27 protein-coding genes are annotated in these 24,403 nt (G+C 60.1%); 11 read left to right on the top strand and 16 right to left on the bottom strand.

The window, feature by feature from the left end; genetic code table 11:
* Positions 1–78: 78 nt before the first annotated feature.
* Both BLU52_RS05415 and BLU52_RS05410 read left to right on the top strand, forming a co-directional pair.
* Positions 79–924 (top strand): AAA family ATPase, encoded by an 846-nt coding sequence (locus tag BLU52_RS05415; protein WP_007911294.1) that lies wholly within the window; start codon positions 79–81, stop codon positions 922–924.
* Between the two features lie 12 nt (positions 925–936).
* Entirely contained in the window at positions 937–2,115 is a 1,179-nt protein-coding gene (locus BLU52_RS05410) for a vWA domain-containing protein (protein WP_007956512.1), read from the top strand.
* 61 nt (positions 2,116–2,176) lie between these two features.
* Here the strand turns inward: BLU52_RS05410 and BLU52_RS05405 are convergent, their stop codons facing one another.
* The 5 genes from BLU52_RS05405 to BLU52_RS05385 all read right to left on the bottom strand — a co-directional run bounded on the left by BLU52_RS05405 (position 2,177) and on the right by BLU52_RS05385 (position 6,532).
* Positions 2,177–2,698, bottom strand: coding sequence for a hypothetical protein (locus BLU52_RS05405; RefSeq protein WP_090282242.1), 522 nt, complete (start codon positions 2,696–2,698; stop codon positions 2,177–2,179).
* Positions 2,699–2,815: 117 nt separating this feature from the next.
* Positions 2,816–3,733, bottom strand: coding sequence for a 5-oxoprolinase subunit C family protein (locus tag BLU52_RS05400; protein WP_090282241.1), 918 nt, complete (start codon positions 3,731–3,733; stop codon positions 2,816–2,818).
* Positions 3,730–4,434, bottom strand: coding sequence for a 5-oxoprolinase subunit B family protein (locus BLU52_RS05395; RefSeq protein ID WP_090282240.1), 705 nt, complete (start codon positions 4,432–4,434; stop codon positions 3,730–3,732). The genes BLU52_RS05400 and BLU52_RS05395 overlap by 4 nt, the downstream gene beginning before the upstream one ends.
* Positions 4,431–5,183: a 5-oxoprolinase subunit PxpA gene (locus tag BLU52_RS05390; RefSeq protein ID WP_090282239.1), complete on the bottom strand. Its 753-nt coding sequence runs from the start codon at positions 5,181–5,183 to the stop codon at positions 4,431–4,433. Before BLU52_RS05390 ends, BLU52_RS05395 begins: the two co-directional genes overlap by 4 nt.
* A 62-nt stretch (positions 5,184–5,245) precedes the next feature.
* Entirely contained in the window at positions 5,246–6,532 is a 1,287-nt protein-coding gene (locus tag BLU52_RS05385; protein ID WP_090282238.1) for an MFS transporter, read from the bottom strand.
* A gap of 158 nt (positions 6,533–6,690) precedes the next feature.
* Between BLU52_RS05385 and BLU52_RS05380 the strand changes: the two genes are divergently transcribed.
* Positions 6,691–7,605, top strand: a complete 915-nt coding sequence (locus tag BLU52_RS05380) for a LysR family transcriptional regulator (RefSeq protein ID WP_090282237.1) — start codon at positions 6,691–6,693, stop codon at positions 7,603–7,605.
* A 106-nt stretch (positions 7,606–7,711) separates the two neighbouring features.
* Here BLU52_RS05380 and BLU52_RS05375 read toward each other — a convergent pair whose 3' ends face one another.
* The 3 genes from BLU52_RS05375 to BLU52_RS05365 are packed head-to-tail and all read right to left on the bottom strand — an operon-like array spanning position 7,712 to position 9,556.
* Positions 7,712–8,254, bottom strand: a complete 543-nt coding sequence (locus BLU52_RS05375; RefSeq protein ID WP_090282236.1) for a DUF2937 family protein — start codon at positions 8,252–8,254, stop codon at positions 7,712–7,714.
* A 12-nt stretch (positions 8,255–8,266) separates the two neighbouring features.
* Positions 8,267–9,043: a class II glutamine amidotransferase gene (locus tag BLU52_RS05370; RefSeq protein WP_090282235.1), complete on the bottom strand. Its 777-nt coding sequence runs from the start codon at positions 9,041–9,043 to the stop codon at positions 8,267–8,269.
* Positions 9,044–9,058: 15 nt separating this feature from the next.
* A complete protein-coding gene (locus tag BLU52_RS05365) occupies positions 9,059–9,556 on the bottom strand; it encodes an MFS transporter (RefSeq protein WP_090282234.1) in 498 nt (165 codons plus the stop codon).
* A 224-nt stretch (positions 9,557–9,780) separates the two neighbouring features.
* Here BLU52_RS05365 and BLU52_RS05360 point away from each other — a divergent pair, with 224 nt between their 5' ends.
* Together BLU52_RS05360 and BLU52_RS05355 are read left to right on the top strand one after the other, a co-directional pair.
* A complete protein-coding gene (locus BLU52_RS05360; RefSeq protein WP_090282233.1) occupies positions 9,781–11,835 on the top strand; it encodes a S9 family peptidase in 2,055 nt (684 codons plus the stop codon).
* Positions 11,836–12,030: 195 nt separating this feature from the next.
* Positions 12,031–12,504 carry a cyclic nucleotide-binding domain-containing protein gene (locus tag BLU52_RS05355; RefSeq protein ID WP_090282232.1) on the top strand — a complete coding sequence of 158 codons (474 nt, stop codon included), beginning with the start codon at positions 12,031–12,033 and terminating at the stop codon, positions 12,502–12,504.
* Here BLU52_RS05355 and BLU52_RS05350 read toward each other — a convergent pair.
* Entirely contained in the window at positions 12,501–12,785 is a 285-nt protein-coding gene (locus BLU52_RS05350) for a hypothetical protein (RefSeq protein WP_090282231.1), read from the bottom strand. The genes BLU52_RS05355 and BLU52_RS05350 overlap by 4 nt on opposite strands.
* A gap of 80 nt (positions 12,786–12,865) precedes the next feature.
* Here BLU52_RS05350 and BLU52_RS05345 point away from each other — a divergent pair, with 80 nt between their 5' ends.
* The 4 genes from BLU52_RS05345 to BLU52_RS05330 all read left to right on the top strand — a co-directional run bounded on the left by BLU52_RS05345 (position 12,866) and on the right by BLU52_RS05330 (position 15,076).
* Positions 12,866–13,552, top strand: a complete 687-nt coding sequence (locus BLU52_RS05345; protein WP_090282230.1) for a spermidine synthase — start codon at positions 12,866–12,868, stop codon at positions 13,550–13,552.
* A gap of 49 nt (positions 13,553–13,601) precedes the next feature.
* Positions 13,602–13,973, top strand: a complete 372-nt coding sequence (locus tag BLU52_RS05340; RefSeq protein ID WP_007944009.1) for a YajD family HNH nuclease — start codon at positions 13,602–13,604, stop codon at positions 13,971–13,973.
* A gap of 182 nt (positions 13,974–14,155) precedes the next feature.
* On the top strand, positions 14,156–14,626 hold the full coding sequence (locus tag BLU52_RS05335; protein ID WP_007911337.1) for an RNA methyltransferase: 471 nt from the start codon (positions 14,156–14,158) through the stop codon (positions 14,624–14,626).
* 81 nt (positions 14,627–14,707) lie between these two features.
* A complete protein-coding gene (locus BLU52_RS05330; protein ID WP_090282229.1) occupies positions 14,708–15,076 on the top strand; it encodes a YgaP family membrane protein in 369 nt (122 codons plus the stop codon).
* A 170-nt stretch (positions 15,077–15,246) separates the two neighbouring features.
* Here BLU52_RS05330 and BLU52_RS05325 read toward each other — a convergent pair whose 3' ends face one another.
* From BLU52_RS05325 to BLU52_RS05305, 5 genes are all read right to left on the bottom strand, one after another.
* Positions 15,247–15,696: a YcgN family cysteine cluster protein gene (locus BLU52_RS05325; protein ID WP_090282228.1), complete on the bottom strand. Its 450-nt coding sequence runs from the start codon at positions 15,694–15,696 to the stop codon at positions 15,247–15,249.
* Between the two features lie 243 nt (positions 15,697–15,939).
* Positions 15,940–16,872, bottom strand: a complete 933-nt coding sequence (locus tag BLU52_RS05320; protein ID WP_090282227.1) for a D-2-hydroxyacid dehydrogenase — start codon at positions 16,870–16,872, stop codon at positions 15,940–15,942.
* A 104-nt stretch (positions 16,873–16,976) separates the two neighbouring features.
* Positions 16,977–17,270: a YcgL domain-containing protein gene (locus BLU52_RS05315; protein WP_090282226.1), complete on the bottom strand. Its 294-nt coding sequence runs from the start codon at positions 17,268–17,270 to the stop codon at positions 16,977–16,979.
* Positions 17,267–18,400, bottom strand: coding sequence for a ribonuclease D (rnd, locus tag BLU52_RS05310; protein ID WP_090282225.1), 1,134 nt, complete (start codon positions 18,398–18,400; stop codon positions 17,267–17,269). The genes BLU52_RS05315 and rnd overlap by 4 nt, the downstream gene beginning before the upstream one ends.
* 163 nt (positions 18,401–18,563) lie before the next feature.
* Positions 18,564–20,213: a phosphoethanolamine transferase gene (locus tag BLU52_RS05305; RefSeq protein ID WP_090282224.1), complete on the bottom strand. Its 1,650-nt coding sequence runs from the start codon at positions 20,211–20,213 to the stop codon at positions 18,564–18,566.
* 413 nt (positions 20,214–20,626) lie between these two features.
* On the opposite strand from BLU52_RS05305, the gene BLU52_RS05300 reads away from it, so the two are divergent.
* A complete protein-coding gene (locus tag BLU52_RS05300; protein ID WP_090282223.1) occupies positions 20,627–21,820 on the top strand; it encodes a cyanate transporter in 1,194 nt (397 codons plus the stop codon).
* A 176-nt stretch (positions 21,821–21,996) separates the two neighbouring features.
* A complete protein-coding gene (locus tag BLU52_RS05295; protein WP_090282222.1) occupies positions 21,997–22,932 on the top strand; it encodes a LysR family transcriptional regulator in 936 nt (311 codons plus the stop codon).
* Between the two features lie 3 nt (positions 22,933–22,935).
* Here BLU52_RS05295 and BLU52_RS05290 read toward each other — a convergent pair whose 3' ends face one another.
* The gene (locus BLU52_RS05290) at positions 22,936–23,298 is read right to left on the bottom strand and encodes a 5-carboxymethyl-2-hydroxymuconate Delta-isomerase (RefSeq protein ID WP_090282221.1); all 363 of its coding nucleotides are present in this window, start codon (positions 23,296–23,298) and stop codon (positions 22,936–22,938) included.
* Between the two features lie 164 nt (positions 23,299–23,462).
* Positions 23,463–24,386, bottom strand: coding sequence for a LysR substrate-binding domain-containing protein (locus BLU52_RS05285; protein ID WP_090282220.1), 924 nt, complete (start codon positions 24,384–24,386; stop codon positions 23,463–23,465).
* Positions 24,387–24,403 lie beyond the last annotated feature (17 nt).

Genomic DNA, 24,403 nt, shown 5'->3' with positions numbered 1-24,403 from the left:
GCGCGTTATAGTCGGGCATCCGATTATTTCGCCCCCGCCCTGCCCGTCAGGTCCGCGTTACCGTTCGAGGATTAGCAGATGAAGTTCGAAGGCACCCAGGCCTACGTCGCCACCGATGACCTGAAGCTGGCGGTCAACGCCGCCATCACCCTGGAGCGGCCGCTGCTGGTCAAGGGCGAACCGGGGACCGGCAAGACCATGCTCGCCGAGCAACTGGCCGAGTCGTTTGGCGCGAAGTTGATCACCTGGCACATCAAGTCCACCACCAAGGCCCATCAGGGTCTGTATGAATACGATGCGGTCAGCCGCCTGCGTGATTCGCAACTGGGCAATGAAAAAGTCCATGACGTGCGCAACTACTTGAAAAAGGGCAAGCTCTGGGAAGCGTTCGAGTCCGAGGAGCGGGTAATTCTGCTGATCGACGAAATCGACAAGGCCGACATCGAGTTCCCGAATGACTTGCTGCAAGAACTCGACAAGATGGAGTTCTACGTTTACGAGATCGACGAGACCATCAAGGCGAAGAAACGTCCGATCATCATCATTACGTCCAACAACGAGAAAGAACTGCCGGATGCCTTCCTGCGCCGCTGCTTCTTCCACTACATCGCCTTCCCCGACCGCACCACCCTGCAGAAGATCGTCGATGTGCATTATCCGGATATCAAGAAAGATCTGGTCAGCGAAGCGCTGGATGTATTTTTCGACGTGCGCAAAGTACCGGGCCTGAAGAAGAAGCCGTCCACCTCGGAACTGGTCGACTGGCTGAAACTGCTGATGGCCGACAACATTGGCGAAGCGGTACTGCGCGAGCGCGATCCGACCAAAGCCATTCCGCCGCTGGCAGGCGCACTGGTGAAGAACGAACAGGACGTGCAACTGCTGGAGCGTCTGGCGTTCATGAGCCGGCGCGGCACCCGCTAAGAGGCTGCTGCCATGTTGCTCAATCTGTTCAATGAAATGCGCGCAGCGAAAGTACCGGTGTCAGTGCGTGAACTGCTCGACCTGATCAACGCGCTGAAACAGCGCGTAACCTTCGCCGACATGGACGAGTTCTATTACCTGTCGCGAGCGATTCTGGTCAAGGACGAACGTCATTTCGACAAGTTTGACCGGGCCTTCGGCGCCTATTTCAATGGTCTGGAAAAGCTCGACGATCACTTGCAGGCGCTGATTCCCGAAGACTGGCTGCGCAAGGAATTCGAGCGTTCGCTGACTGACGAAGAACGTGCGCAGATCCAGTCCCTTGGCGGCCTGGACAAACTGATAGAAGAATTCAAGAAGCGTCTGGAAGAACAGAAGGAACGCCACGCCGGCGGCAACAAATGGATCGGCACCGGCGGCACCAGCCCGTTCGGCTCCGGTGGTTTCAACCCCGAAGGCATTCGTGTCGGCGATGCCGGCAAGCGTCAGGGCAAAGCGGTCAAGGTCTGGGATCAGCGCGAATACAAGAACCTCGATGATTCGGTGGAGCTGGGGACGCGCAACATCAAGGTCGCCTTGCGTCGCTTGCGCAAGTTTGCTCGCCAGGGTGCGGCGGAAGAACTCGACATTGATGGCACCATCGACCACACCGCCAAGGACGCCGGCCTGCTGAATATCCAGATGCGGCCGGAGCGACGCAACACCGTCAAGCTGTTGCTGCTGTTCGACATCGGCGGCTCGATGGACGCCCATGTAAAGATCTGCGAAGAATTGTTCTCGGCCTGCAAAACCGAGTTCAAGCATCTGGAGTATTTCTATTTCCACAACTTCATTTATGAATCGGTGTGGAAGAACAACATGCGCCGTACTTCCGAGCGCACCTCGACGCAGGATCTGCTGCACAAGTACGGGGCCGACTACAAAGTCATCTTCATCGGCGACGCCGCCATGGCGCCTTATGAAATCACCCAGGCCGGCGGCAGCGTCGAGCACTGGAACGAAGAGCCGGGCTATGTCTGGATGCAGCGTTTCATGGAGAAGTACAAGAAACTCATCTGGATCAACCCGTATCCGAAAGATACCTGGGGCTATACCTCGTCGACCAATATCGTGCGCGATCTGATCGAGGATCAGATGTATCCGCTGACGTTGCGCGGGCTTGAGGAAGGCATGCGTTTTTTGTCGAAGTGACGCGAAAAAAGGCGATCAGCGCACTGGCTGTCGCCTTTCCCGTTACCTATCTGGCACAGACTTACCAACCCAGTTTTACATAGGCCTCGCAAAGTCTGTCCATGAAGCCCCGGTCCAGGGTTTTACAAACAGGCGGCGGGGGCACACCGCGCCTTTTGGCTTCCTGCACCACTTCCTTCCAGCGTTGAGCTTCGCGTTCCAGGCGTTTGGACTTTTCCTGGCGGGTTTCCGGTGTAATCAGCATTTCGTGCTGCTTCTTCCCGTCTGCGGCAAAAAAACCAACCCGGACGCTGCCGGCCTCAGCCAGCAGTTCCATGGATTTGCCGTTTTGATCAGCGCGGTGGTGGTTGTCAAACATGCGTTGCATATCGGAACAGGTTTTGGCCAGAAACCGTTCGATCGAGGCAGTCAGTCCGTCGCGATCGGCTTCGTCACTTTGCAGTCTTTGCACATGACCAAAACGGCTGATACTCGCTTTGTAGACGACCTTGTCCTCGGCACGGTCATGGAACTCAACGATCCGGCTTTCGACATTGGCGACGCCTTCAAGCCTGACCTGATAACCCAACTTCATATATCGCATCTGCAACTTCCTTGTGAGAGATGAAGCCCCATAGTTTCATAGCCTCACAACAACTGATGTAGGACGATGCACTCGGCCGAAAGGAAGCGTCTGGATTCCAGGTACGAACCACACGCGTTACAAGTAGGATGCGAGATAGTTCTGGTGTGCCTTCCAGGCATCTTCCTGCAATACGGGTCTGAATCGCAGATTGGCCCCCGGCAGGTATTGCGCCAGCCGGGCCAGCGCCAGCGGCGTCAACGCGCCCAAGCGTGGATAACCGCCGATCGTCTGCCGGTCGTTGAGCAACACGATCGGTTGCCCGTCTGGCGGCACTTGCACGGCGCCCAACGGAATGCCCTCGGAAATCATCGGCAAGCCCTGATACGCCAGGGTCTTGCCGAGCAAACGAATGCCCATGCGATCAGCGCGGGTGTCGAGGGTCCAGACCGTGTTGAACACATCGAACAGACTCTGCCCGCTGAACTCGCCGATCTGCGCGCCGAGCACCAGATCCAGCGGTTTATGTGATCGCAGGTCAGGTTGACGCTGGCGGGGCACTTCACGCATTGGCCGGGATGGCCCGTGATAGTCCAGCGTCTGACCCTTGGCCAGCGGCAACCCCATGCCATCGAGACCGCCGAGCTCTTCGCGCACCACGGTCGCAGAGCTGCCCAGCACCTTCGGCGCCGCAAACCCGCCAGGTGCTGCCAGATAGGCTCGGGCACCGAGCAACGGCTGCGTGAGTTGCAACGTCTGTCCTTTATCGAGTTTGAAACTGCGCCACGGCGCCAGCGGCTGGCCATCGATCTGCGCGCCAAGATCCGCGCCCGCCAATGCCAGGCAACACGTTTGCTCAGCCACTAAAGCAAAGCCGCCGAGGGTGATTTCAACCACCGTGGCGTCCAGCGCATTGCCCAGCAACCAGTTGGCCCAGCTCATCGAACACCAATCCGCCGCGCCACCCTGCGTCACGCCCAGATGCCGCACGCCAAAGCGCCCGGCGTCCTGCAACAGACACAGCGGCGTGCTCGCAGTAATCGTCAGTCGGCTCATGCCAGCGCCTCCAACGGTGTGTCGTCACCGCCCAGGTTGATGAATTCGGCATGGCTGACCGCTTCGAAGCGCACGGTGTCGCCGGGCTGCATCAGGCTGTAGCCATCGCGATCACGGTCGAACAGTCGTGCCGGCGTGCGCCCGATCAGGTTCCAGCCACCCGGAGACACGACGGGGTAAGCGGCGGTCTGGCGCTCGGCAATACCGACGCTGCCGGCCGCGACTTTCTTGCGCGGGGTGTTCAAACGCGGCGCGGCGAGTACTTCTTCAACCAGGCCCATAAAGGCGAACCCCGGCGCAAACCCGAGGGCGAACACCTGATATTCCCGTGCGCTGTGGCGGCGGATCACCTCCTCCACCGCCAGACCGCTGCGCTCGCCGAGCAGGCGCAATTCCGGGCCGACGCTCAAGTCATACCAGACCGGCAAGACATGGGATTGGCCAGCGGCGCGCGCATTCGGCGACAGGTCGACCAGCGCTACGGCGATCAACTCGCGCGCTTGCGCCGGGCTCAATGCGCTCAGGTCGTAATGCACCATCAGCGTGGTATACGACGGCACCAGATCGATCAGATGCCCGGCGAAGACTGCGCGCAAACGCTCGCTGGCGGCGAGCATCCACGGCATGTTGGTTTCGGCGATTTCATCGAACAGACGCAGCATCAAGCAGTCCAGTGCCACTACTTCAACCCTGGGATTCATGGCGCACTCAGCTGATTCAAGGCTTCACGGATGCGCTGGACGGCGGCCACCGAACTGGCGTTGTCACCGTGTACGCAGAGGGTGTTGGCGTGCAGGCGCAAGGCGCTGCCGTCGCTGGCGGTGAGGTCGCCGCCGCGAGCAATGGTCAGCGCTTGCGCGACGATTGTTTCGCCATCGTGATGCACCGCGCCTGGCAGTTGTCGCGAGACCAGCCGACCGGCGCTGTCATAGGCACGATCGGCGAAAGCTTCGAACCACAGGGTCACGCCGTACTCATCGCCGATCTGCTGCGCCGCTGCGTTGTCACGCGTGGCCATCAGCATCAACGGCAGGCTGCGGTCGTAGGCCGCTATCGCCTGAATCACCGCGCGCAACTGCGCCGGGTTGGCCATCATGTCGTTGTACATCGCGCCGTGGGGCTTGACGTAACTGACCCGCGCGCCCTGCGCCTGGCAAATGCCGTCGAGAGCGCCGATCTGGTAATGCAGGATGTCCTGCAGTTCTTCTGCGGAACAGGCCATGGAGCGCCGGCCGAAGCCCACGAGATCCTGATAGGCCGGATGCGCACCGATCTGCACACCATGGCTCAAGGCCAGGCTGACCGTTTTGCGCATGATGCCCGGATCGCCGGCGTGAAAGCCGCAGGCCACGTTGGCGCAATCGATGAAAGGCATGACCTCGGCGTCCAGACCCATGGTCCAGCTACCGAAGCTCTCGCCAATGTCGCAATTCAAAAGCAGGCGGTTCACGATGAACACTCCTGTAGGTGCTGATCTTTCTATCTGTAGGACTTTGCCTGGCAGGTTATCAGTTACTGCGCGTCGAGTTGCTTGCCACGGGTTTCCGGCAGACTCAGCGCCGCAAGAATCACCACGCCATACGACACCGCCGCGAACGCGCCGATACCTACGCTCAACGGCACTTTCTGGCTGAGCAGGCCGATCAACAGCGGAAACAGTGCCGCCAGTGCGCGACCGATGTTGTAGCAGAAGCCCTGCCCCGAGCCGCGAATACGGGTCGGGAACAGTTCAGTGAGAAACGCGCCCATGCCGCTGAAAATCCCTGAAGCGAAAAAGCCCAGCGGGAAGCCCAGCCACAGCATTACGCCGTTGCTCACCGGCATCTGCGTATAAAGCAGAACGATGGTGAACGAGCCGACCGCGAACAGGATGAAATTCTTTTTGCGCCCCAGCAGGTCGGTCAGATAGGCGCTGATCACATAGCCGACGTAAGAACCGACAATCACCATCGCCAGATAGCCGCCCGTACCTAACACGCTCAAGCCGCGCTCGTTTTTCAAAAAGGTCGGCAGCCATGAGGTGATTGCGTAGTAACCGCCTAGCGCACCGGTGGTCAGCAACGACGCACGGAACGTGGTGAACAGCATGCCCGGGGCGAAGATTTCATAAAACTTCGCTGGGTTCTCCGGCGTTTGCGCCGCTTTGGCCTCGCGGTAGATCTCCGGATCTTTCACCAGACGCCGCACGAAAATCACGAAAACCGCCGGCACAATGCCGAGGATGAACAGTGCGCGCCAGGCGTCTTCCGGTGGCAACAGCGAAAACAGCACGGCATAGAGAATCGCCGTCAGGCCCCAGCCCAACGCCCAGCCGGACTGGACCATGCCCACCGCTTTGCCGCGGTCCTTGGCGCGGATCACCTCGCCAATCAGCACCGCGCCCGCGGTCCATTCACCGCCGAAACCGAAGCCCATCAAGGTGCGCGCGATCAACAATTGCTCGTAGTTTTGCGCGAAGCCACAGAGGAAAGTGAAGAAGGCGAACCACAACACCGTCAGTTGCAAGGTGCGCACTCGGCCGATGCGGTCGGAGAGAATACCGGCGACCCAGCCGCCAATGGCCGAGGCGATCAAGGTGCTGGTGTGAATCAGCCCCGCTTCGCCGGTGCTGATGCCCCACATTGCGATCAGGGTCGGCACGACGAAACTGAGCATCTGCGTGTCCATGCCATCGAGGCCATAGCCGATCTTGCAGCTCCAGAAGGTGCGGCGCTCCTGCTGGTTGATATTGCGATACCAGTCAAACGGCCCCGGACGTGCCGCAGGCGTGGATAAAGGGAGGGTGTCGGGAGCACTCATGGCAAATCTCCGCAGGTTTTTATTGGTCTTGTTCGAAGCTCCGACGAGGCCTATCGTGGGAACCGCATGCGCCGATTTTTCGCCGCACGGCGCTTGTGCGTCCAACGAATAAAAACCCGCCTTAGGCATAAGAAAAAATTGTCACCCGAGCCTTGCCCATGAACCTGAAGTTTCTCGAAACCTTTGTCTGGGTCGCCCGACTGAAGAGTTTTCGCCTGACCGCCGACAAGCTGTTCACCACGCAGGCGTCGATCTCCAGCCGCATCGCGGTGCTCGAAGGCGAGCTTGGGGTGAAGCTGTTCTTGCGTGATTCGCGCGGCGTGAGCCTGACGCCCGAAGGCCTGAAAGTGCTCGACTACGCTGAGCAGATGCTCGACACCATGGCGGCACTGAAACAGTCGATCGAGACCCGCTCGGGCAAGATCGGCCGGGTGCGCATCGGTGTGATGGACACGGTAATTCACACCTGGCTCAGCCCGTTGGTGGCGCAGATGACCGATCTGTATCCACGGGTAGAAATCGAACTGGTCGCGGATACCGCGCTGAACCTCTGCGATCAACTGCAAAAAGGCTTTCTCGACATCATTCTGCAAACTGATCTGATCCGCCACGAAAGCGTGCGCAGTCTGGAACTGGCCAGCCATCCGCTGGGCTGGATAGTCGCCCGCCAGTCGATCTACCACCGCGACTACGCCGACCTCGCCGAACTGGCGCAGGAACGCATCATCACTTATTCGAAAAACTCGCGGCCGCATCAGGACTTGCTGGCGTTGATGCAGGCCAATGGCGTGTTGGCACCACGCCTGAACTGTGTGAATTCGGTGTCGGCGATCACGCGACTGTTGCGCGACGGATTTGGTATCGGTGTGCTGCCACCGGTGCTGGTGGCCGAAGAGTTGGCGCGGGGGGATTTGATCCTGTTGAATATTGATCAGCGACCGCCAGATTTGCCGGTGGTGGTGTCGTGGCGGATCGGGGTTGAGTGGGTCGAGGAGATTGTGACGTTGTGTCGGCAGGTGTTGGCGGACTATGCGCGCAAGGTGGGCACGGGTTACGTCGCCCTCACGTCATGATCGTTCCCACGCTCTGCGTGGGAATACCTCCACGGACGCACCACGTTCGGCTTGAAAGGGACGCAGAGCGTCCCGGGCTGCATTCCCACGCAGAGCGTGGGAACGATCAAAGGCCGCGCACATCGCGGTCTTCGATCGGCCGGCTCTGGCGCAGGCGTCTGCCGCCAAGCACCACCCAGTCAATCAGGCGGAACAGGCATTCGATGCCAAAGGACAGCAGCAAAGCGCCGCTCATGCCCCAGATCATCGCCTCCGGTGTCAGCAGAATCTGATAGCTGTAGCCGTTCCAGGTTTCCTTGCGAATGTCCGGATCGGCGGCCAGTACCACTTGCAGAAAGCGGATGTACCACGGCCCTTGCATCGCCTGGAACTGTTTGTCCAGCGCAACCTGACGGGTGAGCAAGGTGTTCAGGCTGTCGGCATCGCTGCGGAATATCGGGTCTTCGCTGGCGCGGTAATGCGCGACCAGTGCCTGCATGTCACCTTTGAAGAACTGATCGGCGGTGCCCTGGAAGCCGCGCAGACCGGTCTGCGCTTCGATCAGATGCGCTTCGACACGCTGGGCGTAATCGTTGATGAACCCCGGCACCTGGACACCGATCAACAGGCCCGCCGCAAACAACACCAGCCGTACATAACTGAGCAACATGAGGTGCAATCCTTATTCGGTCTTGCCCTGGCTGACGCATTCGCCGCGTCGCCACAGGCTCCATTGGCCCGGTTCGTAGCGGGTCCAGGTTTCGTTTTCGGTCAACGGTTCGGTGGCGATCACCGTCACCACGTCGTTGGGCGTGGTTTCCGCCTGAAAGTCGACGATCACATCGACATCCTTGAGCCGCGCCGGGCCGAACGGTGCACGCCGAGTGATCTGCGCCAGTTTGGTCGAGCAATAGCAGAACAGCCAGTCGCCATCACTGAGCAGGCAGTTGAACACGCCTTTGCTGCGATATTCAGCGCAGGCCGCGACCAGGTCCGGCAACAGCATTTCGATATCGACCGGCTCCGGGAACGCGGCCCGCACGCGATTGAGCAGATCGCAGAACGCCGCTTCGCTATCGGTATCGCCGACCGGGCGGTAGAAACTTTTGATCGGAGTGAATTCGGCGAGCTGACCGTTGTGGGCGAAGCACCAATTGCGGCCCCACAGCTCGCGAACGAACGGATGGGTGTTGGACAGGCAGACCTTGCCGACGTTGGCCTGACGAATGTGGCCGATGACCACTTCGCTCTTGATCGGGTAGCGCTGCACGAGGTTGGCGACTTCCGACTCGCTGCTTGCGGCCGGGTCCTGGAACAGGCGCAAGCCGCGACCTTCATAAAAGGCGATGCCCCAGCCGTCGCGGTGCGGGCCGGTACGACCGCCGCGCTGCATCAGGCCGGTGAAGCTGAACACGATGTCGGTCGGCACGTTGGCACTCATGCCCAATAATTCACACATGTGCGGACTCTCGGATTACAGACGCGGCTCGACCCGCATGCGCTGCGGAGTGTTCGGCACGGGCGGGCGGCCGTAACGGTCGTCACCGGCACCGCCGAATGGCTGATCGTCGTCGCGGTCATCGGCGCGCGCCGCAGCCTTGGCCGCTTCAGACTGCTCGCGGCGTGCTTTGGAGGCGCGCTCGATTGGAAGCCGAATCAATACGAATACCAGATAGATGCCGAGCGCGATCATGCCGTACATGAACAGATCGGACACCGCCCGCCAGGCGTTGTTGCCGACCTTGAACAGCAGGTCCAGGGCGGTAATGGCGATGGCCGGCGCGACCTTGGCTTTCACCGGATCGACAATGGTCGGGCTGAACAGCAACACCGCCATCAGCACACGCAGCGGCTCGCGCAACCAGCGCCACATCCAGGTGGTCAGGCGCATCCATACCAACAGGCAGCCTACGGCGGCAAAGGCGTAGAGGCCCCAGGCGATCAGATAGTCGTTCTCGGTCATGGTGTCCATGGCAAGGCAGGCAAAGAGGCGCTTATAGTAACGACTTTTCGCCCATGCGGCTTGTCCCAATAGACACACACCCTGCAGGAGTGAGCCTGCTCGCGATAGCGGTATCTCAATCAGAATTGATTTGAATGACACACCGCTATCGCGAGCAGGCGAAGGCCTACAGGGTTTTGCGGCGCTTTCAAGACCCGCGAAAACCCTTATTCCGAATTGTCCGAGAGCCTTCCATGCCCGATTCCGCCAACGTCATCACTGCCCCGATCGCCCACCGGGCGCCCGGCGCCGACCCGTATGCCTGGCTGCAGGAGCGCGACACCGACGCGGTGCTCGATTACCTCAAGGCCGAAAACGCTTACCAGGAAGCGCAAACCGCCGATCAGGCCGAGCTGCGCGAAACCCTGTTCAACGAGATCAAGGGCCGGATCCTCGAAACCGACCTGTCGCTGCCGTCGCCGTGGGGACCGTACCTGTATTACACGCGCACCACCGCAGGTGACGAATACGCCCGGCACTATCGCTGCCCGCGTCCGGCCGACGACAGCCTGACCCTCGATGAAAGCCGCGAACAATTACTGCTCGACCCGAATGCCTTGGCCAACGGCGGATTTTTTTCGCTGGGGGCGTTCAGCATCAGCCCAGACCATCAGCGTCTGGCCTACAGCGTCGATGCCTCGGGCGATGAGATTTACACACTGTTCGTCAAAGAGCTGTCCAGCGACCGGGTCAGCGAGCTGGAATTTGCCGACTGCGACGGCAGCATGACCTGGGCCAACGACAGCCTGACCCTGTTTTTCGGCGTGCTCGACGATACCCATCGCCCACACAAACTGTTGCGCTATCGCCTCGACGGCACCGCAGCGGAAGAAGTGTTTCACGAGCCGGACGGGCGCTTTTTCCTGCATTGCTATCGCGCAAGTTCTGAGCAGCAGTTGCTGCTGTCGCTGGGCAGCAAGACCACCAGTGAAGTCTGGGCGCTGGACGCCAACCAGCCGCACCTGCCGTTCACCTGCCTGGCGCCGCGAGTCGAGGACCATGAATACGACGTCGACCACGGCATGCTCGATGGGGTCTGGACCTGGTTCATCCGCAGCAACCGCGACGGCATCAACTATGCGCTGTACCAGGCCCCGGACACTGGCGAGGTGCCGAGCGAGGCTGACTGGCAGAACCTGATCCCGCACAACGAAGAGGTGATGCTCGACGGCGTCAGTCTGAACGCCGAAGCCATGACCCTGAGCCTGCGCGAAGGTGGCCTGCCGATCATCGAAGTGCACCCGCACGGTCTGGCGCCATATCGCGTGCAATTGCCGGACGCGGCCTACAGCCTTTATGTGCAAAACAGCCTGGAATTCGTCAGCGACCGCATTCGCCTGCGTTACGAAGCGTTGAACCGCCCGGCGCAGGTGCGCCAGTTGCTCCTCGCCACGGGCGAACAAACGGTGCTCAAGGAAACGCCGGTGCTTGGCCCGTTCGATGCCGACGCCTACGTCAGCCAGCGTCTGTGGGCGACCGCGCCGGACGGTACGCAAGTGCCGATCAGCCTGGTGATGAAGCGCGAAATGCTCGGCAAACCGGTGCCGCTGTATCTCTATGGTTACGGCGCTTACGGTTCCAGTCTGGATCCGTGGTTCTCCCACGCGCGCCTGAGCTTGCTCGATCGCGGCATGGCCTTCGCCATTGCCCACGTGCGCGGCGGCGGTGAACTGGGCGAGGCCTGGTATCGCGCCGGCAAACAGGAACACAAGCACAACACCTTCAGCGATTTCATCGCCTGCGCCGAGTTTCTGATTCTAAACGGCATCACCACCGCAGAAAAACTCGCAATCAGCGGCGGTAGCGCCGGTGGCTTGCTGATCGGCGCGGTGCTGAATCAGCGTCCCGACCTGTTCGGCGTGGCGATTGCCGAAGTGCCGTTCGTCGACGTGCTCAACACCATGCTCGACCCGGAACTGCCGCTGACCGTCACCGAATACGACGAGTGGGGCAACCCGGAAGAACCGGACGTCTATGATCGGATCAAGGCATACGCGCCGTACGAAAACGTCACCGCGCAGGCTTATCCGCCGCTGCTGGTGATCGCCGGCTACAACGACAGCCGCGTGCAATATTGGGAAGCGGCCAAGTGGGTGGCGAAATTGCGCGCGACCAGGACCGATAACAATCCGCTGCTGCTCAAGACCGAACTGGGCGCCGGGCATGGCGGGATGAGCGGGCGTTATCAGGGATTACGTGACGTAGCGCTCGAATATGCGTTTGTGTTCAAGGTTTTGGGCCTGGCCTGAGGAACTCTGTGGGCCCGTTGGGTCTTAACTCCAGACCCGACCTTCCACAGAACCCATGCAGGAGTGAGCCTGCTCGCGATAGCGGTGTGTCAGTCACCTGTGATTTGAATGGCACACCGCTATCGCGAGCAGGCTCACTCCTACAAGGGGATCGTGTAATGCCTGAAAATGTGAAGACAAAAAGACCGTGACGACATGTCAGAACCGACCTTACTGAACAATGAAATCCGCGACTGGCTGATGGATTGCGGCCTGTTTGACCAATTGCAACTGGCCGATTTTGCCGCCGCGTCCGGCTACTTCAGCATCAGCACCGTGGCGCAAGGCGAAGCGATCTTTCACGAGGGCGACGCCGGCAGCTTCATGTGCATCATTCACACCGGCCAGGTGGCGGTGCAGAAAACCGGCGCCGACGGCCAGGTCATCACCATGGCCACCCTGCGCAGCGGCCGGGCGTTCGGCGAAATGGCCGTGCTCGACGGCGAGCGGCGATCGGCCACTTGCATTGCCGCGAGCAACTGCCAGTTGCTGAACCTGGGCAAGGATTCGCTGGAAAAAATGCTCAACGACGCGCCGAAGATCGCCGCAAAAATCATCCGCGCCCTCGCCGTCTCGCTGTCGAAACGCCTGCGCATGGCCGACGGCCAACTGGCGGCGCAGCAGGTTTAACCGCCGGGGGATTTGGCCTTGGTGCCGCTCGGATCGATGCCCGGCACCGGTTGATCCTTGCTTGGCGGGCCAGGCATTTCGATCGGCACCAGCGGCGGGCTGCCACTGCCGGCGCCGGATTTGGGCAAAGTGATCGGTGTAATCTGCGGATACGGCGTTGGTGTCGCAGTACCGGGCGAACCGGGCTGCGGCGTCGGGCTGACCGGAATCGCCTGCTGCGCCTGCGCCGCAGTAATCGCGAGCGCGGCCAGGGCAATGACCGTTAGAATGGTGCGCTTCATCAAGGGCTCCGTTTGGCCTCTAGTCTGTGCTCAGGCTACTCCCAACAAGCCTGCTTGCCTTCCCCCCTGTAGAGATTTCCATGAAACGTTTCGTTCTGCTCGACACCACCCCGATCCCTGAAAGCGGCGGTGCCCTGTGCCTGTTCGAGTATGGCGAGGATTTCGTCATCAAGATCCAGGGCGGCGACGGCGGGCAATTGATGAACACGCGCATGCACGGTTCCGAGGATGCGCTGGCCGAGATTCCCTGCCGCAAGGTCGCCGGACGGCCGGATTCGCGGGTGCTGATTGGCGGCCTCGGCATGGGTTTCACTTTGGCTTCGGCGCTCAAGCATCTGGGCAAAAGCGCCGAGGTGGTGGTCGCCGAGCTGGTGCCTGGCGTGGTCGAGTGGAATCGCGGCCCGCTGGGTGAAAAGTCCGGTCGACCGTTGCTCGATCCGCGCACGGTGATCCGTCAGGAAGACGTGGCCAATGTGCTGCAGAGCGAACCCAACGGCTTTGACGCGATCATGCTCGATGTCGACAACGGCCCCGAAGGCCTGACCAAGAAGGCCAACAGCTGGCTGTACTCCGCCGCCGGGCTGAATGCCTGCGCCAAGGCCTTGCGCCCCAAGGGCGTGCTCGCGGTGTGGTCGGCCAGCGCTGACCGGCAATTTTCCGACAAATTGAAAAAGGCCGGCTTCAAGGCCGAGGAAGTCCAGGTCTTCGCCCACGGCAACAAGGGCACCCGCCACACGATCTGGATTGCCGAGAAGCTCAAGGGCTGAGCTAAACTCTGCGCATAACCGTCATTTGTCTTTCTACAAAGGTGAACCCATGAGTTCGTCCACCCCCACCAATACGTCGAAGCTGGACCGCATCCTCGCCGACAACCAGCGCGACAAGGAAATGGGCTACCGCGACAAAGCCCTGAAGATGTACCCGCACGTGTGCGGCCGCTGCGCCCGTGAGTTCTCCGGCAAGCGCCTGAGCGAACTCACCGTGCACCACCGCGACCACAACCACGACAACAACCCCCAGGATGGCTCGAACTGGGAGCTGCTGTGCCTGTACTGCCACGACAACGAGCACTCGCGTTATACCGATCAGCAGTACTTCGGCGAAGGCTCGCTGAGCACGCCGAAAATCGCCAAGGCCACGCATAACCCGTTTGCTGCACTGGCCGGGTTGATGAAGAAAGAAGATTAAGTTTTTTTGTCAGCCGCGCTGGCCTCATCGCGAGCAGGCCCACTCCTACAGGGGTACGCATTCCAAATGTAGGAGTGAGCCTGCTCGCGATAGCGATATCCCGAACACCACAAGCCTTGAATCTGCCCGCCCTCCCCCAATCCCCGTATAATCGCGCTCTTTTTCCCGAAGGCACCCCGCTCGTGGCAGACAAACGGTACAGCTGCATTGGTTTGTATAACCCCAAATCACCCGAGAACGTCGGTTCGGTGATGCGCGCCGCCGGCTGCTATGGCGTGGCGTCGGTGTTCTACACCGGCAAGCGCTATGAACGCGCCGCTGACTTCGTCACCGACACCAAACGCGTGCACTACGACATTCCGCTGATCGGCATCGATGATCTGAAAAAGATCCTCCCGCTCAACTGTGTACCCGTCGCCGTGGAACTGGTCGAGGGCGCCCGCCCGCTGCCGGAATACACCCACCCGGATCGCGCGCTGTATATCTTTGGCCCCGAAGACGGCTCGCTGGACAAAGAGATCCGCGACTGGTGTGAAGACGTCGTGTACATCCCGACCACGGGTTGCATGAACCTTGCCGCCACCGTCAACGTCGTGCTCTACGACCGCATGGCCAAGGGCCTGAACACTCGCTCCGGACCGAAATTCCGCTGAAGCGTCGCACATTCGATGGAACAAGCTGGTCGCCGCAGCAGTCAGCTTGTTTATCCATCATTGATTGCCTGGAGAACCATCATGTCCGAGCTCAAGCGCGTCGAATCGACACCGTTTCAATCTCATTCCAACCAGAACGTCCACGGCTGGGAGCGCATTGGCTCGTTGACCGGCGGCGTGCTGATGGTCGGCAAAGGGCTGCGCCGCGGTGGTGTGTTCGGCCTGATTCAGGTTGCGTTGGGTGGCATGGCCATGGCCCGCGGGATTACCGGGCACTGCTCGGCGAAGAGCCTGCTGGAGAAAAGTCGTCAGGACATGAACAACGTGCGGGCGAAGATCGAGCGCGCCGGGGAAGAACTGAACAAGCTGAAAACCAATGCCGAAGTGGCGACTGAAACTGCCACCGTGACCGGCAATGATTCGCTGAAGTCGCCGAAAGCTGCGGTTTGAGCTGAAACCTCTAGCGCTTCTGCCGGCCCCATCGCTGGCAGGCCAGCTCCCACAGGGGTTGTGGATGGTACTCAAGCCGAATGTACGACACGAAACGTGTGGGAGCCAGCCTGCTGGCGATAGCGGTCTGACAGGCGCAGGTCAGCGCCAAGCCTGATCCGATTGCTGGCTCAACCCGCGCGAAAGATCAGGTGATCTTCCCAGTCGTCCTCCGGCACGCTGCCCTCGGCCAGCATACGCCCGGACTGGGAAATTCGCTCGTGGTGTACCGCGTCGCGGTCGCCACACACCAGGTGATGCCACAATGGCAGGTCCTTGCCCTCGCTGACCAGACGATAGCCACAGGTCGGCGGCAGCCATTTGAATTCTTCGGCCTGACCCGGTGTGAGCTGAATGCAGTCGGGGACGAACTGGATGCGGTTCGGATAATCGCTGCACTGACAGGTTTTCAGATCCAGCAGTTTGCAGGCGATGCGCGTGTAATAGACGCTGTTGTCTTCTTCATCTTCGAGTTTCTGCAGGCAACACAGACCGCAGCCGTCGCACAGCGATTCCCACTCCTCGTGATCGAGCTGATCGAGGGTTTTGCGTTTCCAGAACGGTTCGACTATCGCGGCCATGGCTCAAGCATCAACATCAGGTGGTGAAAAGGCCGCCAGTCTAGTGCCAGCGGGGCTGTCGGCCAAGCGCTGGCGACTGTCGGTAAATCCTGCCTGGCGCCTTAGAGCCACACCACGAATCCATGTGGGAGCCAGCCTGCTGGCGAAAGCAGCCTGTCAGTCAACATTATTGTTGTTTGACACTGCGCAATCGCCAGCAGGCTGGCTCCCACAGGTGTTGTGCATCTTCCGGCAAGCGGCGAGTCAATAACCGCGGTCGAAATCCACTTCGCCGCGCAATGCCTCACCCGCCTGATAGGCCTTCAGGTTGTCGACAAACAGTTGCACCATCAACGGCGGTGAAGTCGGCGCCGAGCTGTGCCCGGTCAGCAACAAGCCCCACGCCGTCCAGAACGGGTGGCGCTGCGGCAATGGTTCCTGGCGGCAGACATCGATCACTGCCCCGGCCAGATGCCCTTCCTTCAGGGCTTCGACCAGATCGGCATCGACCACCGCAACACCTCGCCCGGCGTTGATGAACAATCCGGTCGGTTTGAATTGCTTGAACAGCGCCGCATCGTAGATATCGTGGGTGTGCTCGGTGTTGGGCAGCAGATTGACCACGTAGTCGACCTCCCCCACCAGGCGCGGCAGGTCAGCCATCGAGCCGACTTCGACAAACGGCGCCTGCTCACGGGCGCTGCTGGCGATGCCGTACAACTCGATGCCGAAGGGCAACAGGAATTGCGCCACGCTCTGGCCGATATCCCCGGTGCCGACGATCAGCACCTTGCGCCCGACCAGGCTCTGGCCACTGCGGTTGTCCCACTTGCGCTCGACCTGGCTGACCAGACGCGCCAGCACTTCGCGCTCATGGCCGAGGATGTAGGTCAGCACGTATTCAGCCATCACCTGACCGAAAATCCCCACCGCACGGGTCAGGCGATAATCGCGGCGCAACCCGTCGGCGAGCAACGGCGTGATCCCGGCCCAGGTCGATTGCAGCCATTGTGGCTGATGCCCTTGGCGCAACAGCGTCGCCAGCAGATCGGGCTGGCCCAGCCAGACCGGGCAATCGGCGGCCTGCCGCGCCAGTTCGGCGGAGTCGCCGCTGGTCAGTACTTCCAGCTCCGGCGCTGCCTGACGCAGCAGCCGGGCGTATATCGCGTGGTCGTGTTCAGCAATCAGAACGCGCATTTTCAAACCTTTCGCAAGCCGTGCAGACGGTCGCCGGATTCCGGCGGCCATCGCGGTAAAAACAGTTCCAGGGTGGATCGAGGCTCAGAACAGAGCCTCGCCGATCAGACCGGGTCGTTGCGGCGCAACAACTCTTCGGGCAAGTGCTCGATGTACTCGTCCTCGGCTGGCGGCATCTGCAAGTGATAGCCCTGCTTGTCGAGGTTTTCCAGAACCACGGTGATGTCTTCGCTGGCCAGTTTGCGCGCAGGCGACAGCACCAGATCGAAGGAGTGTTTCGCTTTGCCGAACGCCAGCATCAGCGCTTCCGGCACGCGCTCGAGCGCATCGCTTTTGAGCACGTAAAGGTACATGCCGCTGCGCTTGGAACTTTGGTAGATGGAGCAGATACGTTTCAAGGCTGTTCTCCGGCGGTGGCCAGGCTGTCGAGCAGCTTCTGGCCCATGAGTTCGCGGCGCCAGCCACGCAACGACTCGGGCAATTGGTATGGCCCCTCGGGGAAGCCGCTTTTGACCAGCGCTTCGAGGGTTTTCTTGCGCAGCATCAGTTCCGGCGCGATATCCAGACGCTCGGCCTCCGCCTGCCCCAGTGCGCGCAGGCGTTTGATCAGCGCAGCGGCTTCGATCGGCAACGGCTCCGGCACGGCGGGCGGCCATTGATCAGGCCCCACACTGCCAGAGCGCTTGATCAGATCAAGCAGAAACTGGCCGTCCTGACGCACGGTACGCGGGTGCATGTCTTCGATCTTGCCCAGCGCGGCGAGATTGTCCGGTTGCGTGCGGGCCAGCGGCCACAGCGAATGCTCGCGAATGATGCGGTTGCGCGGCAGGTCGCGGGCTCGTGCCTCACGCTCGCGCCAGGCACACAGTTCACGCAGCACGGCCAGTTGCGCACGGGACAGTTTCCACGCCAGCTTGGCCTCGCGGTAAACCTCGTACGGATCGGTTTCGCGGCGCAGGTTGGCGACCAGTTCGGCGCCATCTTCCAGCACCCAGGCGAACTTGTCGGCGGACAGCCTGGGCTGCAGTTCGACAAATACTTCGGCCAGATGCACGGCGTCTTCGGCGGCGTAGCTGATCTGCGTCTCGGACAGCGGACGTTGCAACCAGTCGGAACGGGTCTCGCCTTTGGGCAGGTCGATGCCGAGCACTGACTGCACCAGCCGCGAGTAACCCATCGAGAAACCGAAGTTCAGGTACGCGGCAGCCAACTGGGTGTCGAACAGCGGCGCTGGCAGGCTGCCGGTCAGACGCAACAGCACTTCGAGGTCTTCGCTGCAGGCGTGCAGCACTTTCAGCACCGCCGGGTTTTCGAGCAACGCCGCCAGCGGTTGCCAGGCATTGATGGTCAGCGGATCGATCAGGTAGGCGCGTTTGCCGTCGCCCACCTGCAACAGGCCGGCAATCGGATAGAAGGTGTCGACCCGCATGAATTCGGTGTCGAGGGCAACGAACGGCAGTTGCTGCCACTCAGCGCAAAACTGCGCGAGGCTTTCGTTGTCGCGAATCCAGTGAATATCGATAGCCACACGGCTCTCCCTTGAAGAATGGCGCGCAGTATATATCGCCACCGGCGATTTACGCGCCTGGGAAGGGTAACAGCTGTAACGAAATGTCCTGCGAGATAGAAAGAATAGTCTGACAGAGGAAACAGATAGGCCCGTCGCGTCAGCGGGACGGGCCCGAGATTTTTCAATCCTTGGCCAGCACGCCATCGATCACCGCACCACGGCAACCGGCAAACAAGTCCAGATCGGCCTGATAAACGCTGCTTTTGACTTCCAGCAGGCCGAGCATCGAGTGGAACAGATTGTCCTGGCTCAGCGGTTTGTCGCGGCTCATTTGCAGGCAGTGTGTATCGACCGAGTAGGCTTTTTGATAGCTGTCGGAGAACCACGCCAGCATCGCCACATGTTTCTGTTGTTCCGGCGCCAGCATGTAAGGCGTGCCGTGCAGGAACAGGTTGTACTCGCCCAGCGACTCGCCGTGATCGGACAGATACAACATCGCGGTATCGACTTTGTCCTGATTGCTGCGCAATACATCGATCAGGCTCGACAGCACATGGTCGGTGTAAACCAGCGTGTTGTCGTAGCCATTGACAATACTTTCGCGGCTGCAATTGTTCAGCGCGTTACTTTCGCAGACCGGGGTGAAGTGCTCGTATTCTTTCGGATAGCGCTTGAAGTATTCCGGGCCGTGGCTGCCCATCTGGTGCAATACCAGCACGGTGTCCTTGTCCAGAAGATCGATAAAGCTCTGCAGGCCTTGCAGGAGAATTTCGTCGCGGCATTCGCTGTTGGCGCATAACGCCGGATCTTTCAGATTACTCACATCCTGCACCGTGACGCGATCACAAGTACCTTTGCAGCCCGACTGGTTATCGCGCCAGATCACGTCAATGCCGGCACGCTTGAGCACATCGAGCAGACCTTCTTCATTCTTCGCCTTGCTTGCGTCGTAGTTCTTGCGGCCCATGTTGGAGAACATGCACGGCACCGACACGGCGGTTTCCGTGCCACAGGAATGTACATCGGTGAAGGCTATCAGCCCGGCTTCCTTGTCGAGTGTCGGAGTGGTGTCGCGGGGGTAACCGAGGATGCCGAAGTTTTCCGCACGGGCGCTTTCGCCAACCACCAGCACGGTCAGGGATTTACGCGGTTGCAACTTGATGTCCGGATTGCGCTGGGCGTCTTCGCCGATTTTGATGAACGGCTGCTGTGCGGACGCTACTTGTTCACGCAAGTAACCAGCAGAAGCGCCGATAAAGTTGCTCGGCACCAGCATCAAGCGAATTTCATGATGATTACGAAACAGCGAGGACAAGCCTTGATAGTTTGCCAATGCCACACCGCCAATAACGGCAGCGCTGGCAACACTCACCACAACTTTACTGAACACCTCGCGATGCCAGCGACGATAATTAACCGGGACTTTCCACAACAACCATGAAGGCAAGACACCGAGCAATAAAATAAAAGCAAACAACTTCAATGACAGCAGATCGCGCACTTCCGTGACATTGGTTTCGGCAAAATTTCGAAACATGCCGGCATCCATCATCACGCCATACTGATTCATGAAATAAGCCACGCCGGCACTGGTTAAAAACAGCGCTATCAGCAACGGCTTAAGCAGCGGGCGAAAGGCAAATACCGTCAACACCAGATTGAATGCCGCCAGGATCATTACGGCAAAAGCCACACACATGGCGATGCCCCGGCCATCGCCACCGGTGATCGCGAACAGATGCTGCCAGAGCACCAGGTTGAAACCGATCAGAAGAAAGGCACTGGCGATCAACGTCACCCATTCCGGGCGCACGGCTTTTGACTTGAACATAGAAAGGGCTGTTCCTGAAAAGAAGAGCCTTGGCTGATAACGAATTCTTCATTTATGAAAAATTCATTAACCAAGTGCATGCAAACTTTAGGCAGGCAACCATCAATTTTTTGTGAAAAAGACGCCAACGATTAGTTGGCCTTTAATAATATCGCTGGACCAAGTATGTATTTGAGAATGGTTCAGGTTTTACTCAGAAAAAACGCTCAGCTCATGCACAAGTGAGCCTGCTCGCGATAGCGGTGTGTCAGGCAACACTTATGCTGAATGACACACCGCTATCGCGAGCAGGCTCACTCCTACAGAGGGTTGAGGCGGTATCGAGTTATTAAATAGTGCTGTGGATTTTCTGGTTTGCCCGGCATGCACGGCTCCGCGCCTAATCACCGGTCTGCGCTTATAAAGGACACGCCATGCAAACCGCCCACGCCACCACTCGCCCCGCCGCGGGATTGATGCTCGCCATCATCCTCGTCGCACTCAATCTGCGGCCGTCGATGGCGGCGGTGGGTCCCCTGCTGTCGGCCATTCGCGGTGAAATCCCGCTGAGTTTCAGCCTGGCGTCACTGCTGACCATGCTGCCAGTGATGGCCATGGGGCTGGCGATGTTTTTCGGTCTGGCAATCAGTCAACGCTTCGGTCAACAGCGCACGGTGTTGTTGTCGCTGCTGATCATTGCGCTGGCAACGCTTGCGCGGCTGTTTGTCGATACGGCGACCGGGTTGATTATCAGCGCCGTGCTGGCGGGCATCGGCATTGCGTTGATTCAGGCGTTGATGCCGGCGTTGATCAAGTCGCGCTTCCCCGACAATGTGGCGCTGTGCATGGGCCTGTATGTCACCTCGATCATGGGCGGCGCGGCGCTGGCGGCGACCTTCGCGCCCCGGATAACGGTGCAGACCGCAAGCTGGCGTACGGGTCTGGCGATATGGGCCTTGCTGGCAGTATTCGCGCTGTTGGTCTGGTGGGCGCAACGGCGTCATTTGCGCGACAGCGTGACGCTGGCCGCGAAGAAGGACGTTTTTGCCCGTAATGGACGTGCCTGGTTACTGGCGATTTTCTTCGGACTGGGGACTGCGTCCTACACCTGTGTGCTCGCCTGGCTCGCTCCGTACTACGTTGAACAAGGCTGGAGCGAAGAAAATGCCGGGCTGGTTTTGGGTTTTCTGACAGCGATGGAGGTCATTTCCGGCCTGCTCGTTCCCGCTATCGCCAACCGCAGCCGCGATCGACGCGCAATTCTGGTGGCCTTGCTGGCGCTGATCATTGTCGGGTTCTGCGGCCTGGCTCTCAGTCCGCAGCATTTGAGCCTGCTCTGGCCGTGCCTGCTGGGTCTGGGCATCGGTGGCTTGTTTCCGATGAGCCTGATCGTCGCGCTCGATCACCTCGACGACCCGCAGCGGGCCGGTGGCCTGACGGCGTTCGTGCAGGGCATTGGATATCTGATCGCCGGGCTCTCGCCAATGCTGGCCGGGTTGATCCGCGACCGACTGGGCAGCTTCGAATGGGCGTGGTGGTCGCTGACGGCAGTCATGGCGCTGATGCTGCTGATGGTGTTGCGCTTCGATCCGCGGCACTACCGCCGACACTTCTCACCAGCGAGCTGAAGGCCTCTGGCCAGCTTTATCCGCTTTGATCGATAACGTCGTGTTGCTAAAAGTATCTGTCCCACATGTGACCGTGAAATGTCTTACAGGGCTTTCTCCTGGCACCATCGTTCCGCTAGGATCGTTCGCACACGTTTGCGCGGTTTCAGCGCAAGGAGCACAGCGAGACAGAACGGATGCTGAACAGTAACTTGCTTCGAAAGCTCGACATGCAGGACCTCATGGTATTTGTCGCCGTGTATGAGCAGAGCAGCGTCACCGATGTGTCGGAAACCCTGTTCGTCAGCCAGTCCACCGTCAGTTACTGCCTGAAAAAACTGCGCACCAGTTTTGAAGACGAACTGTTCATCAACACCCGCACCGGTATGCGCCCGACCTACAAGGCCAGCAGCATGTACGGCCATGTGCAGAAGATCATCGAAAGCATCAACCTCTGTCATGCTGGCGCCCCGACGTTCGACCCGAGCCAGCAAGCCGTCACCTTCAACATCTGCGCGCCGGAATATTTCGAGCAACTGATCCTGCCGCGGCTGTTGAAGCGCTTCGACTTCGACGATTTGCCGGTGATGGTCAACATGCACAAATTCGAGACCGACGTCCCGGCAGAGGAACTGCGCGACGGCAGCCTCGATCTGGTGATCAGCTTCGGCCCCAACTTCTATCGCCAGCACAACGATCTGAAATCACGCCTGCTGCTGGAAGATGATCTGGTTTGCGTGTTCGACAAACGCGCTACACCGCTGGAACCGCGCTTGAGCCTGCAAGCCTTCACCGAGCGTCGCCACGTTTTCCCAACCCCCTGGACTTCATCCACCAACATGGTCGATGGCTGGCTGGCGCGGCAGGCGCAGAAACGCCAGATCGTCGCGCGCTCGAACAGCTACAGCGCTGCCTTGAAGATGATTACCGGCACCGATTTCATCCTCACCCTGCCCCGCCGTATCCAGCGCCTACTGACCAACGAAGCCGTGTTCAATCACTGCGAGGCGCCGAACGGCTTGCCCGGTTTCACCCTCGACATGCAGTGGTCACAGAGCGTCGATCAGGACAGCGCCAACGTCTGGCTGCGCGAGCAGGTGGTCAATGTGTGCAACGAACTCGATGCGAGCTGAGTCCTACACGCCCACCACAGCTTTGCTGTAGGACTCGCGATCGATGTCGAGCAGTTCGACGCACAATTGCACTTCGACACCGGCCGGCCATTCGCAGATGTCCTGCAACGCCGCCAGCAGACTTTGCGACAACTGCTTCTTGATCTCCGGCGAACGCCCGCTGAGCAATGCCAGTTTTATGTGAACAAACCCGCGCTCGGCGAGCGCGGTGCCGACCTTGAATGTCTCGACCTTGACCGCACGGCCCTTGATATCGAACTCGGCAGCAAACTGACCGGAGCCCACCAAAGTGTTGTTGAGCCGGATCAATGCAACATCGGCGTTCAGCGGCAGGTTGGCGGTGTATTCCATGTGCAGATGGGGCATTGAAAGTCTCCGGTCAGAGGGGCGTAGGCGGTACATATACCACAGTCGCACCCAGGCTTTTTGCAGGAGTGAGCCTGCTCGCGATAGCGGTGTGCCAGGCAACACTTATGCTGAATGACCGACCGCAATCGCGAGCAGGCTCGCTCCCACAGGTTAAGTGGTGATCATGCGAGCGGGGGCTGTGGCCGTTCGCTCATGAAGGCTTCCAGCCGCGAACGCAACCAGCGCTCGGCCGGATCGCTGTCGACGTGGCTGAGCCAGACCATCGACAGGTCCAGCATCGGCGTCTTGAACGGAAACGGTTCCTGGAACAGCAATCCAGACGCCGCCATCGCCGCCGCGGTGTAATCCGGCAGGCTGGCGATCAGGTCCGTGCCGGCCAGCAGCGCCGGCAACGCGCTGTATTGCGGCACCGACAACACGACCTGGCGCGTGCGACCCAGCTCCGCCAGCCACTCATCGGCGTAGCCACTGACATTGGCCGTGTGCGAGACCAGTACATGCGGACGCGCGCAATATTCATCCAGGGTCAGCGGAGTGTCGCTGGCATCGGCGCGCAGAATGCTCGGCTGGATGTGCCGCAGCAATTTGCGCTTGGCATTGGCTGGCAGGCCGCGGGTCTGGCTGATGCCAACGGTGATATCGCCCGCCGCGAGCAGATCGGGAATCCGCCAGTAATCGGCGTGTTGCACTACAAACACCACGTTTGGCGCCTCCTGGCGCAGCGCGCGCAACAGCGGTGGCAGCAGGCCGAATTCGACGTCATCGGACAGGCCGATGCGAAAGGTCATGGTGCTCACGGCCGGGTCAAAATCGCGGGTCAGGCTCAGCGCCACCGACAGCGAATCCAGCGCCGGTTTCAAGTGACGAAAGATATCTTCGGCGCGGGCCGTCGGTTCCATGCGGTGGCCGACGCGGATGAACAGCGGGTCGTTGAGCATCGTGCGCAGGCGGTTGAGTGCCGAACTGATGGTCGGCTGGCCGAGAAACAGTTTTTCCGCCGCCCGGGTCACGTTGCGTTCGAGCATCAAGGTCTCGAACACCACCATCAGGTTGATATCGGCCTTGCGAAGTTCATTGCGGTTCATCCCTTGCCCCCTGCTCC

The organism is Pseudomonas granadensis (assembly GCF_900105485.1).
GTDB lineage: Bacteria > Pseudomonadota > Gammaproteobacteria > Pseudomonadales > Pseudomonadaceae > Aquipseudomonas > Aquipseudomonas granadensis.
Note: the sequence above shows the minus strand (reverse complement) of the source record. Positions and strands in the feature narration are given on the sequence as shown.